Annotated in this window: 11 protein-coding genes; 5 read left to right on the top strand and 6 right to left on the bottom strand. The window is 39.8% G+C overall.

The window, feature by feature from the left end:
- Positions 1 to 75: 75 nt before the first annotated feature.
- Positions 76 to 474: a response regulator gene (locus tag C2869_RS14355; RefSeq protein ID WP_108603593.1), complete on the bottom strand. Its 399-nt coding sequence runs from the start codon at positions 472 to 474 to the stop codon at positions 76 to 78.
- 345 nt (positions 475 to 819) lie between these two features.
- Here C2869_RS14355 and C2869_RS14350 point away from each other — a divergent pair, with 345 nt between their 5' ends.
- Positions 820 to 1,017, top strand: a complete 198-nt coding sequence (locus C2869_RS14350) for a (2Fe-2S)-binding protein (protein WP_108603592.1) — start codon at positions 820 to 822, stop codon at positions 1,015 to 1,017.
- A gap of 102 nt (positions 1,018 to 1,119) precedes the next feature.
- Here the strand turns inward: C2869_RS14350 and C2869_RS14345 are convergent, their stop codons facing one another.
- Positions 1,120 to 3,657 (bottom strand): ABC transporter permease, encoded by a 2,538-nt coding sequence (locus C2869_RS14345; RefSeq protein ID WP_108603591.1) that lies wholly within the window; start codon positions 3,655 to 3,657, stop codon positions 1,120 to 1,122.
- A 14-nt stretch (positions 3,658 to 3,671) separates the two neighbouring features.
- Positions 3,672 to 4,391, bottom strand: coding sequence for an ABC transporter ATP-binding protein (locus tag C2869_RS14340; RefSeq protein WP_108603590.1), 720 nt, complete (start codon positions 4,389 to 4,391; stop codon positions 3,672 to 3,674).
- Here C2869_RS14340 and C2869_RS14335 point away from each other — a divergent pair.
- A complete protein-coding gene (locus tag C2869_RS14335; RefSeq protein ID WP_108603589.1) occupies positions 4,390 to 5,034 on the top strand; it encodes an arylesterase in 645 nt (214 codons plus the stop codon). The two genes, C2869_RS14340 and C2869_RS14335, sit on opposite strands and share 2 nt — an antisense overlap.
- Positions 5,035 to 5,052: 18 nt before the next feature.
- Here C2869_RS14335 and C2869_RS14330 read toward each other — a convergent pair whose 3' ends face one another.
- The gene (locus tag C2869_RS14330; RefSeq protein ID WP_108603588.1) at positions 5,053 to 7,026 is read right to left on the bottom strand and encodes a monovalent cation:proton antiporter family protein; all 1,974 of its coding nucleotides are present in this window, start codon (positions 7,024 to 7,026) and stop codon (positions 5,053 to 5,055) included.
- 169 nt (positions 7,027 to 7,195) lie between these two features.
- On the opposite strand from C2869_RS14330, the gene C2869_RS14325 reads away from it, so the two are divergent.
- The 3 genes from C2869_RS14325 (at position 7,196) to C2869_RS14315 (ending at position 10,017) form a co-directional block, all read left to right on the top strand.
- On the top strand, positions 7,196 to 8,095 hold the full coding sequence (locus C2869_RS14325; RefSeq protein WP_108603587.1) for a GGDEF domain-containing protein: 900 nt from the start codon (positions 7,196 to 7,198) through the stop codon (positions 8,093 to 8,095).
- Between the two features lie 210 nt (positions 8,096 to 8,305).
- The gene (locus C2869_RS14320) at positions 8,306 to 8,656 is read left to right on the top strand and encodes a metalloregulator ArsR/SmtB family transcription factor (protein WP_108605069.1); all 351 of its coding nucleotides are present in this window, start codon (positions 8,306 to 8,308) and stop codon (positions 8,654 to 8,656) included.
- Between the two features lie 116 nt (positions 8,657 to 8,772).
- On the top strand, positions 8,773 to 10,017 hold the full coding sequence (locus C2869_RS14315; RefSeq protein WP_159084187.1) for an ABC transporter substrate-binding protein: 1,245 nt from the start codon (positions 8,773 to 8,775) through the stop codon (positions 10,015 to 10,017).
- A gap of 2 nt (positions 10,018 to 10,019) precedes the next feature.
- Here C2869_RS14315 and C2869_RS14310 read toward each other — a convergent pair whose 3' ends face one another.
- Together C2869_RS14310 and C2869_RS14305 are read right to left on the bottom strand one after the other, a co-directional pair.
- Positions 10,020 to 11,087: a glycoside hydrolase family protein gene (locus tag C2869_RS14310; RefSeq protein ID WP_108603585.1), complete on the bottom strand. Its 1,068-nt coding sequence runs from the start codon at positions 11,085 to 11,087 to the stop codon at positions 10,020 to 10,022.
- Positions 11,084 to 12,625: a sulfatase-like hydrolase/transferase gene (locus tag C2869_RS14305; RefSeq protein WP_108603584.1), complete on the bottom strand. Its 1,542-nt coding sequence runs from the start codon at positions 12,623 to 12,625 to the stop codon at positions 11,084 to 11,086. Before C2869_RS14305 ends, C2869_RS14310 begins: the two co-directional genes overlap by 4 nt.
- Positions 12,626 to 12,693 lie beyond the last annotated feature (68 nt).

Raw genomic sequence — 12,693 nt, 5'->3', positions numbered from 1 at the left:
TAATGCAGTTTGCATACGTAATATAAAAAAGCTCTCGCTCTTAAGCAGAGCTTTTTTATTAGCAAACGTATAAGGCTATTCTCCGGACGTAGCAGCGCAATACTTATCTAACGCCTGCGGTAACCCGTCAAACATCACACTTTTATCGACTATTGCATCAGCACCTAACTGTTTTACCTTCTCTAATGAACTAACCTGATCATTCTCTGAATATTCAGGGTTAGCTGAAATAGCGATGACATAAGGTGCATCTTCACTGGTTTTAAAATAAATAGTTAAGTTAAATCCATCCAACAACGGCATGTACAAATCAGTAATAACAATATCAGGTTTATTTTCAGCAAATATTTTTTTAGCTTGGGCACCATCCAGCGCACAATAAATGGTAGGTCGAACCTCAAAGTATTCATGTAAGATACTTTTTACAATTCGATGAACTTGGCTTGAATCGTCGGCGACTAAAATTTTAAACATAAAGTGCTCCCTATTTGCACTAACGTTACCCCTATTATTATAGGGTCTGGCCTTAATGAAAAGCAGTTACTGTCGTATATGCTTATTTTTTCTTAAATTTATTTTATTCCTATTAACATCTTATAAAAAGGGCTAATTAATAATTATTGATTGGCGCAAAAGCAATACATGTAAAGTTTTCACTGACTAATTATTCCCTTAATAAGCAACGCTCAAATTAACCTGTTGTAAACCTTAAAATCAAAATTCAGTTTAAAAGAGTTTGCAAATGCGAATTAATTTCATTTATAATAACCGCGTTATCGAGAATCATTCTTGTTAAGTTTTATTTTCTAGGTTGTTAATATGTACGTTTGTTTATGTCATGGCATTACCGATAAACAAATACGCCAAGCAGTAAAAGGCGGTTGTGGTAACTTGTGTGATTTACGCTGCAAAACTTCAGTTGGCAGTGATTGCGGTCGTTGCTCAAAAATCGCTAAGCAAATTATTAAACAAGAAATTGAACAAGAGCAAACTGTCATTGCAACATTTGACGTATAAGCGCAAAAACAACCCTTAAAAGATTTCAAAAAAAGCAGGCTATTAGCCTGCTTTTTTTGTTGTTATTTTTCGTACTAAATATTTACACTAATATTCAGTACGTTAGGAAAAACTCTCCGCCCCTTGTCTTACTGTTTGTTTAAGCAAACGTAAACAGGTCATCGCGCCAAATACGGCGAGCACCACACCTGATAAAATCGGCGCAATTAACCAATATTGCCAATGAGGCTGCCAAGGCATTTTAAATACAAAAGTCTGCACAGCCCAAAGAGCCCCTTCCATACTTAATGCCGCAAAAAGCCCTGCTAACGCCCCTAATAGGACAAACTCATAAACAATACTGCTGCGGATCAAACGCCCTTTTGCGCCTAGCAACTTAAGAACCTGCACTTCTTGATTTCTGTCAGCCATACTCGCCTGTACTTGGGCAAATAACACAAGTAATCCGGCTCCCAGTACTAAAATAAATATAAACTCTACCGCCATTGAAGCTTGGTTAGCAATATCTCTAACTCGTGACAAAATGGCTTGAATATCAATCAGACTCGTCGTCGAGTAGTTAGACATAATATTCGCTAAAGCCTGACTCTGCTCGTCTTGTATATAAAAACTGGCAATGTAGGTTGCAGCAAATGTCTGTAAAACATCATCGCTGAAAATCATAAAAAAGTTAGGCGTCATGGTTTCCCATTTAACAGTGCGAATACTGGTTACTGTGACGGTAAATTCAGTCCCTGTTACATTAAAGGTTAACTTATCATGTAAGTTTATCTTCATGCGTTCAGCTAGCTTAGCTTCAACAGATACTTGGTTTTTTTCTGGATTTTCTGGCCACCAAACGCCCTGTGTCACCACATTTTCCGTTGGTAATACGCTATGACTAGTTAAGCTAAGCTCTCGCCCTATGCTACGCTGTTGACCTTCTTCTGCTTTAGATTTTTTTTCTTTGGTGACTTCATCTGCTAACCGCTCATCGTTTATAGCCACTAACCTGCCTCGTGTTATCGGATAAATATCCGTAATTGACAGGTCATGTTGCTTAAAATCAGCTTGAAAATTATCTGCTTTGTGATGAGGGATATTCACAGCAAAATAGTTAGGTGTACCGTCTTTTAAACTATTTTGCCATTGGGCAATCAAATCACTGCGTAGTACTAACACTAGTAAAAACAACTGAACAGCAATAGCAAAACTAATCAACTGCAAACTATTGTTTTTTGCATTACGGTATATACGAGCTACCGCTAATTTAAAAGCTGAATTAGCCTGACTGCCTACCTTTCGCGAGCTCCAAAAACTCAATTGTGATAACCCTGCTAACAAAGCGACAACCGCAAGGCTAGATACAAATAAAATTGCACTTAATCGTAAATCAGAACTATATAGCCACATTAATACAAAAATTGTCACGGCTGAAATACCATAACCAAGCCAACGGCTCATTGATTTACCCGTCAGTTGCCGACGAATAACACGCAAAGGGGGCGTGCCAAACAATTCCAACAAAGGCACCAAAGAAAACAGTCCTGCGCAAATAAACCCAGTTAACGCCGCTAATACAAAAGGTCTAAGACTAACTGCAACGTTGGCTATATCAGCGGGTAGTTGCTCTGCGACCAGCCACAACACACCTTGTTGTGCAGCCCAACCGGCCAATAAACCGATAAGCAATCCAGCGACAATTAATAAGAAAAGATGAATACTAAATATTTGAATAATTTGCTTTTTACTGGCGCCTAGCGTTTTTAAAATAGCAACCGCATCATAATGCCGTTTCGCATATTGTGTCGCCGCTACACCGACAGCAGTGGCAGCCAAAATAATGCTAATTAGGCTAGCGAGTTGAAAAAAGCGTGTCGCTCTTGCTACCGAATTGCCGACGGGTGATGAATCGTCGTAAACCGTGCGCCAACCATGTAAGTCATCATTCATTTTAGGAAATAGCCAATCTTCAAACTGACTTATCACCTTTTTAGTATCAGCCTCTTCCTGCGTTAACGCCTTTACCGCTAAAGACAATCTATAAGCAATACGCGAACCCGGTTGGATAACTTGAGTTTTTGGCACATCATCAATGTGTAATAAAATCTCTGCCCCACTGGTAAACGGGCTAAAGCTTTGATCAGGCGTAGCGCCAATAATTTGCGTAACGAGAAACTGAGCCTCTCCTATATCAATGGTGTCGCCTATTTTGATTCCCAAACTATTAAAAAATTTAGGAGCCAACCAAACTTCACCTGGCTTTATTTTTAGTTGAGTTACAGTGTCTTTACCGTAAGGACTCGACTTTAACTTAATACTGCCTTTAAGCGGATAGGCATCATCAACCGCTTTAACGTCGCCTAACAACATCTCGTCTTCAAAAAACAACATAGTTCGAAAACGGATCTGATCTGATGTATGCAAAGTTTGGCTGGCATAGCTTTGCCATTCTTTATTCAATGGACGAGAAGAAAATAAAACAGCATCTGCCGCCAAAAATTGTGCGCTTTTTTCATGCACACCTTTTTGCAATTTCTCGCTAAAAGCCGATAACGAAAAAACAGACGCAACCGCCAACACAATAGCAAGCAGCATAATAGTTAACTCATTGCGTTTAAGCTCATGAGATAACAAACGCACCGATAAATTAATTAGCATAAGTCACTTCCCTATTAGCCCGTTTTTCCACCTGATTTAATATTATCGCCTTCTAACTCTTCAGCTATCACACCCGCCTGCATATGAAAAATACGCTGACACTTGTGAGCTAAATGCAGATCATGCGTCACTAAAACCAAGGTTGTATCTTGTTGCTGATTTAATTCAAACAATAAATTTTGAATATTCTTGCCATTCTCGGCATCTAAATTTCCGGTAGGTTCATCAGCAAACAATATTTTAGGGCGACAAGCGAAGGCTCGAGCAATAGCAACGCGTTGTTGCTCACCACCAGATAATTGATTAGGAAAATGTTCGGCTCGATGCGCTAGGCCAACCTGCTCTAACCATTTTTTAGCCGACTCAGTTGGTGTTGCATCGCCAGCCAATTCCAAGGGCAACATAATGTTTTCTAATGCCGTTAAACTACTAATTAACATAAAAGACTGATAGACAAAGCCGACGTGTTCAGCACGCACTCTTGCTCGTTGCTCCTCGTCCATATGATGTAAATCATTGCCAGCGAGTTTTATTTCACCAGTGGATGCGGTATCTAACCCAGCTAATAAACCAAGTAGAGTCGACTTTCCTGAGCCCGACGCTCCAACTATTGCAACCGTTTGTTTGGGTTGAATAGTAAAACTAGTTGGACGAAGTAGCTTGAGTTCTTCGCCATTTGTTTTTACTGTCTTAGTTAACGCATTTACTTGTAAGATAGGTTGATTAGATAACATGCAAAACCTTAAAAAGTCTGTTTTTCTCGTGCTAGCCTTGTTAATAACCTTGGCTAACGGTTCTGTACAGGCGAATTCGACTAAGTCGCAAATTTTAGTGCTCGGCGACAGCCTGAGTGCAGGCTATGGCTTAAACACCAACGACACTTGGGTCAATATACTCAATACGAAATGGTTAAATGAAGCCGTTCCCTTTCAATTAATCAATGCTTCAATCAGTGGTGAAACAACAGACGCTGGCTTGGCTCGGTTACCGCAGTTACTCAAGCAACATAGTCCAAAGTATGTGTTAATAGAGCTAGGAGCCAATGATGGTTTACGTGGTTTTTCATTAAAACTCATCAAACAAAACCTAACTAAGCTAATCAACACAGTTAAAAACACTGGCAGCCAACCTATTTTATTCGCGATGAAAGTCCCACCCAATTATGGCAAACGATACAGTGATAGGTTTAACCAACTATTTTATACGTTGGGAGCTGAGTTTAAGATCCCTGTCGTACCGTTTTTTATTGAGCCTGTGGTTCTAAATAAAGACTTAATGCTGGCAGACCAGCTGCATCCTAACGCACAGGCTCAGCCAATCATTGCAAACGGTCTTCATTCTCAACTCATGCCTCTGCTCAATCATAAATCAGAATAAAACTAGCTTCCGTATAACCTATCCTTCGAGCAGGAAGCGCTCGGCTTTTTCAACCCGTGAAGGTCGAGCTCGAATAATTAGCACATCGTCTATTTCGATGCGAATATCCTCAGGAGGTTGTTCAATTTCTTGGTTGTTACGCCTTAAACCAATCACTTCAGCCCGTAAGCTCGACAAGTTAAGTTCTTTTAACGTTTTACCAATGGCATACGCCGTTTCTTGCAACGAAATAGCGTGTAAAAATTCCAACTGCTCACGGCGCTCGCCGCCTAAATCAACATTTTCACCGGGAAAGAAACCATGCATAAAATTGTATTGATTGCGCCGTTCACGACGAAGTCTACTGAATATACGTTTAATCGGCACTCCTGAGCGGTATAGCACATGCAAGACTAACATCAGACTGCCCTCTAGTTTCTCGGGCACAACCTCAGTCGCTCCAACCTCTTTCAATTGATTCAAGTGCTCGTCGTCCGACGTTCTTACAACAACTTTTGCATCTGGATTTAAATCTTTAATCAAAGAAACTACAGTTTGTGATTTTATTGCATCGTCTAAGGTAATAATGACCAAACGCGCTGTCTTAATACTAACCGCATTTAAAATCATGGCGTTGCGCACGTCACCAAAATGCACTCTTTCCCCTGCGACTTGGGCTTCTTGAACTCGAATAGGATCAAAGTCTAAAGCAACATAAGGTATTGCCTCTGCTTTTAAAAAACGAGCAACGGTTTGGCCAACTCGACCAAAACCACAAATAATGACATGATCAGATTGATTGTAAGTAAAGCCTGGTATTTTATCCTGATGTTGCGACTGTAAATCACCAAACAAAATAAAATTAGTTAAGCGCTCTGCATTGCTAACCAAGAATGGCGTTATCGCCATACTTACCACACCAACCCCAATCAACAAAGAAGCGATATCTGAACTAATTAATTCATTTTCCAACGCTAAAGCCGTGAGCACAAAACCAAACTCGCCCATTTGGCACAGCATTATAGCTGCTGCTACTGAGTCGGTTCGTTTCTCCTTAACAACTTGGCAAATGGCATAAACCACCATGGCTTTAACCAATAACAAACCAACAACGGATAAAATTAACCAATGAAATTGCACCCATATTGCGTAAATATCTAAACGCATACCAACTGTGGTAAAAAACAGCCCCATTAAAATATCTCTGAATGGGCGTATATCGGCTTCAAGCTGGTGTTTATATTGACTTTCACCCAACATCATACCGGCTAAAAAAGCTCCTAATGCCATCGACAAACCAAATAAGTGCGTCACGCCTCCGGCTAACAAGGCAACTAACAAGGTAGTTAATACAAATAATTCGTCGCTACGTGCTTGGCCTATTTCAGCAAATACACGCGGCAATAACCATTTGCCAATTGCAATTAGCAGCACAAATACCGCGATACCTTTGAGCAATGCCATAAAAAGCGCGTGACCGATGGCAACATCTCCGCCTTGAGATAAAATTGGAAACGTAATTAAAAATGGTACGACAGCAATGTCTTGGAAAAGCAGCACGGATACAGCGATCTGACCTTTTCTGTCTTTAAGGCCGTTCGATTTTTCAGATAATTGTTTTATTACAATGGCCGTCGACGATAACGCGAGGATGGCACCAACCGCAAAAGAAGCCTCTATCGGCAACCCTAAGGCAAAGCAAAAGAGCATAATCACAATTAACGTGGCACAAACCTGTACTGAACCTGTGCCCAATACCATTTTGCGCATGGCGATTAACTTGGGAAATGAAAACTCCAAGCCGAGCGAAAACAATAGTAAAACGATACCTAACTCGGCAATCAAATTCATTTTATCGGGAGATGAGATCCAACCTAGCGCGGTAGGGCCAGCCACAATCCCTGCTGCTAAATAGGCTAATATAGGGGTTAAATTAAAGCGGCGGAAAAGAGAAATCATAAACACAGAGGCCGCTAATAATAATAGCATTTCTTTAAATATTGTATCTTGCATAGGTTCTTATAGTTGTGGGAAAGCTTTTTTGACGCGCTAAAAACAGGATAGACTAACCCGCGTCAATTTTCCGTAAATTCCAGTCTAAATTTATGTTTTTATTAAAAAAATAATTATTGGTACAGTTTTAGCTTAGATTTAATTGTCTTTAAAATCTAAGGTGAACTTTGTGGACAACTTAAATCATTTCAATACTCGTGATTCAAATAACGTTATGCACTTGCCCAATTCAAGTGTAGCAGTAGTTAGAGATGAATTTGAACCCAATTTCAACCATTTAGTAGAAAGGTTGCACACGAGTTTAAAAGTAACCGACATACTACAAATGTATACTGAAGAAGCGGCAAAGTATGTCGATCTAACCGGCATGCGTTTGCAGACCGAGTCTGATTGCTTTGAAACTCGCGAATTTAGCAAGGGGGTTTTTAATCATATCTCCGAACTTATGCTATTCGACAAACGCCTTGGCATTTTAAACTATGCCTGTAGCAGCGAATTAGATATTGAAACGGTTAACGTACTTAGCTTACTACAAGCTAAGCTAGCATACCCTATTCGTAATGCATTAGCTGTAGCCGATTTACAAAAACAAGCGCTCAATGACAGCTTAACTGGATTAGGTAATCGAGGATTTTTCGAAGAAAAGTTTTCGTCTTCCGTAGAGCGAGCATTAGCCAACCAAGAAAATTACACCCTAGTGCTACTTGATTTAGACAACTTTAAACAAGCCAATGACACTTGGGGCCACGCTGAAGGCGACAAGGTATTAATTGAATTTGCACGTATTTTAGAAAATTCAGTGCGTAAAACAGATTTAGTCTTTCGGTTTGGCGGAGACGAGTTTGCCATTATCCTAGACGGTGCAAATCAATCGGTTGCCACACGGATCTCTCGTTTAATAAAAGCAGAAGCCGGTTTATCGTCAATTATGACCAAAATGGGCGTATCGACCTCTATTGGTGTTTGCCAATTAAAAGCCGAAATGGATCATAAAGCGTTATTTAGTCAAGCGGACAAAGCACTTTATCAAGCCAAGAACGCAGGTAGAAACTGTTTACGAACCGCTTAGTAACTCATTAATTTATAGTTAAATAGCTTGTGCAGCAACCGCTCTCTCACTCCCGGCTGCTGCATAACCCTCTCCTAGTTAAGCCTACCCCAAAACAATTTTTATATTTAAACTTCGATTTTTATCGTGTACTTTAATATGCAAACCGTTTTGCTTAACCGCAAAATAAGGTAAATTGAACAGGTTTTAATTTTCTAATTATTGGATTTTGTGAAACCGACTATTTTTTTTAAATGCCTTGCGGATGAATTACGGCTCAAAAGTATATTATTGCTGCATCTCGAACAAGAGCTTTGCGTGTGTGAATTAATGGTTGCCTTAAATGAAGCTAGCCAACCAAAGGTTTCGCGCCATCTAGCTCAGTTGAAAAAAGCAGGGTTATTAATTGATCGAAAACAAAGCCAGTGGGTTTACTATAAAATTGATCCCGCACTGAATAGTTGGATACATGAAACCATTAAGATCACAGCACAACAAAATAGTGATTTTTTAACAGAAAGTGTCGCACGATTGGCAAAAATGGGAGACAGGCCAACAAGAGAAAAACAATGTTGTGGTTAAATTTCCTGTAAAGGATAGCGAGTTAAACCACCAAACAGCAGTAAAAAAGTTAAATGAAATTGCTTGATAAAAGTGTCATCAAAGCTTGTTTTCCGTTGATAATTTGTAGTTTGGTTATGTTCCGGTGCGACCTCTGTTTAGCTTCCTCGCTGTCGCCCAAAACACATATTCATTCAGCAACCGAAGTACTTGAAGTATTAGTCGACGACGGTGCCAATAATCGTCCAGCATTACAAAATGTTTTTTACGATTTCCAAGCCGCATCAGGCATAAAAATTAAAGTATCGGCTTATGCCGCATTAGATGATTTTAGGAATGAACGAATAGGCTACTCACTCATCCGCAATAACGGTGCTGACATTATATTTACTCATAGTGCAGGTCGTCTGATGGCTAAAGTAAACAAAGGTTTAGTTACCGACATTACCTCGCTATGGGATGAACTCAACTTACAACAAGCTATTCATTCTCAATTACTCCCCCACGTCAGCTTAAACAATCGCTACTTTGCACTGCCCTATAAATTTACAACATGGGGACTGTTTTACCATCAAAACCTAACGACTCAATTTGGACCTGTACCACAAACATGGCCAGAATTTGTCGAATATTGCATTAAGCTTAAAAATCATGGCTGGCATGTATTCCCATCAAATAGTAAACAACCTTGGGTAGCCACATCTTGGTTTGAACATATTATCCTCCGAACCCAAGGAGCTGATTTACTATATCAAATCGCGAGCGGCGAAAAATCCTTTTACGACTCAGATGTAAGACAAGCCTTTGTTAAGTGGAAAGAACTAATTGACCACGATTTATTTTCTTATGGTTGGTATGAAGAGCGCTGGGAAAAAACCTTGCCTTTACTGTTACGAAAAAAATTGGCATTCATCTTTTCAGGCTCTTCTTATATGGTTAATAACGCTCAAAAATTTGAAAACGGCCACAAAATAAAACGCGTCTCTTTTCCTAAAATCGCTGATATTCCTCGCTATGAGTCGGCACCGGTTGAAGCATTTTTTATCAACGCCCGTTCCAAAAAGCAAAAGCTAGCTAAGCAATTTATCAAGTACCTTGCAAACAAAGACGTACAAACGAGTATTGCCCAAAAACTACATGCGATACCTGCCCATAAGCATGCACAATTGGGTGAAAACCCTATATTAAAGCAAGATATTGACGCCTTTAAGACTTCAGTTGCTGTTACGCCATTTTTCGATAGACTCGCCGAGCCTAAATTTGAAAAGTATGTGCAGCCTTTATTGGTCGAATTTTTAAAAAATGGTGATATAGATAAAACCTTACACGACTTAGAACAAGTGCGTTTAAGGTTTTATCCGTTTACTAAACCTAACAACTAAGCTTAATCTACAGCCAATAAAAAGCCGGTAGAGGTATCGTATTTACCACCCATTAATGCCAAAAATAGATATTTAGGCTTGCCGTTTTCCATTAAGACTTGTGGTCTTTCCATGCGTTGTACTTTTTGCTCATTAACATAATGAGTATTGGTGCGATAACCCAGTTGCGGTTTAGACCAAGTGATACCATCATCTGAATCAAGCATTAAGCCAACATGTGGATGGATCACCCCCATATCGCGCATAATCATATAGTATTTATTATCAGAAAAATAAACGTAAGCATCTTCGACCTGACGCTTCATAGACGCAAAACTCACTAACGGATTTTTAGGATGTTTTGTATAAGGACCTTTAATATCCTTAGCGATTGCCACGCCCATTTTACGCATATTGTCGTTGTATTTATCCCACGCTTTATAATACAACCAGTATTCGCCATTAGGATGCTGTAACAAAGCTGGGTTAGTGGTTAAATAGCTATCCCAATCCTTTTTATTTGGGCTCACGTCTAAAATAGGCTCATCACTGACTCGTTCAAAAGGCCCATACAAACTGTCAGACAATGCTAATCCTATGCGTTGCGTCGAGGCATGATGGCCGTCAAAATCAGCCGCTCTTTTCAGATTATTGCCAATAAAAAATAAGGCATATTTATCACCCACTTTTTGGATAGTAGGATTATGAATAGTATCCGCATCCCAATGTTCACCGCCACGTCCGGTCAACACTGTCCCTAATACCGTATAAGGCCCTTCAGGTTTATCTGCAACGGCATGGGCAATTTCACTATGGCTTAACCAGCGGCTGTGTGTGCCACGCCAGCGCGAATAAAAAACGTGAATTTTGCCATCATCACCGACAATTGGTGAAATACCCCACACATTCCAATTTTTCTCTTCTAAAATACGCTGGCCATTTTTAAGCGCTTTACTAAAATCCGACTCAACTATGCCATGCTCAGCTAAATTGTCGGGTAAAGCATGCTTACCTTTTAGCCCTGCATTTGCAGTGGCAACGATTCCGGTTACACAAAAAATTGCGAACAAGGTTTTTAATTTATTAATCATTTTTTCTTCTCCGCAAAAAATTGGTCAAGTAGAGGATCTTGGGTTGCTAACATTTTTTCGAAAATCACATCATCAAAACGATTAATAATGACCTGCAATTTTGGATTATTGGTGTTGATCAAGTTCGTCGATTCTTGCGGATCATTACCTAGATCATAAAACTCATCGCGTCCTTTGTTTATATAGTCTTTAACCAACTTGTATTGGCCGTCACTGTACATACGCATGCCACTAATCGATTGGTGTTTTGTTGTATATGCTGCGTAATAATCTGAAGAAGATAATGCCTTTTTGCCGGTTAACACTGGCAATACATTGTTACCGCGAATGATAGTTTGTTGACTGGCCTGTGTATTAGCAGCAGCAACTAAAGTAGGAAACCAATCAAGGTTAGATACGCTAGATAAATTAACGCTATTTGCGGCTATTTTATTTGGCCAGCGCACAATTGTTGGCACTTTAATAGAATTGTCGTACATATTTGGCCGTTGATCAGCCGGAAGATTATGCGACTTAGCGGCCACTTTATCTTTCAAAATCCAATGGCCATTTCCCTTGTGCCAAATACCATTGTGGCCCATGTTGTAACCATGATCAGATGTGAAAATAACCAAAGTATTATCTGACAAACCTAACGTATCTAATTGCTGTAAAATAAGCCCTAAATTGCGATCAACACTGCGAACACTTGATAAGTATTCCGCCATGTATCTTTTAACGCGTTTTACATCTAGGTTCGGGTAATCTGGGTTAGGAATAGTCAGATCTAAATTTTTATATGGCGCTTCGTCCTCTGGTGCAACTGGCAACCACCGCGTGTGAGGAGCGCGATAATGTAAAGATAAAGCAAATTTGCGGTCTTTATTTTCATTTAAAAATTTAATGGCATATTGAGTCAGCACATCAGCGGTTAACCCTTGCTCTTTAACTTCTTGACCGGCAATTTCCAGTTTAGGGTTTTGCGGTGTTGTGCCTCCGGAACGAAAGCCGTTAAACTCTGAATAACCTTGTTGAGTAGGATGATGTTGGTCGGTAATGCCTAAGTGCCATTTACCAATTAAGCCAGTGTAGTAACCTGCGCGTTGTAATACTTCAGGCCAAGTTTCTAAATTAGGATCTAACCCCAACTCTGGCTCTAGCGGATTTAAGCCAAACTTACCATAATGCGTATTGATCCAATCATCTATGCCTAGCTCGTAACCATAACGAGAGGTCATTAACCCTGCACGAGATGGGCTACAAACCGGCGTGGTAGTATAGGCATTGGGTAAACGCATGCCCTGTTTGGCTAACTTATCCATGTTAGGTGTAAAAGCTTGATTGTTACCCGCCGCCCCCATTGCCCATGGCGCTTGATCATCTGTGTAAATAAATAAAATATTGGGAGTGCTAATTGCTTCTGCTTCTGCTTCTGCTTCTACTTTAGCTTGCTGCGAGTCAGGTTGACAGCCAGTCAAGAATACTTGCCCCGCTAATATTACTGACAAGCCAATCGCTTTGCTTTGAGCTAAAAAGCTCACCTTGTGTAATTGATACATAAAAACATCTTTCTATTAATTATATTTAAAAATAAAAGTTTATATAAAAACCCTCAATTAATACTTGT

Origin of the sequence: Saccharobesus litoralis (assembly GCF_003063625.1) — a bacterium.
Taxonomy (GTDB): Bacteria; Pseudomonadota; Gammaproteobacteria; order Enterobacterales; family Alteromonadaceae; genus Saccharobesus; species Saccharobesus litoralis.
This window is presented reverse-complemented; position numbering and strand designations above follow the sequence as displayed.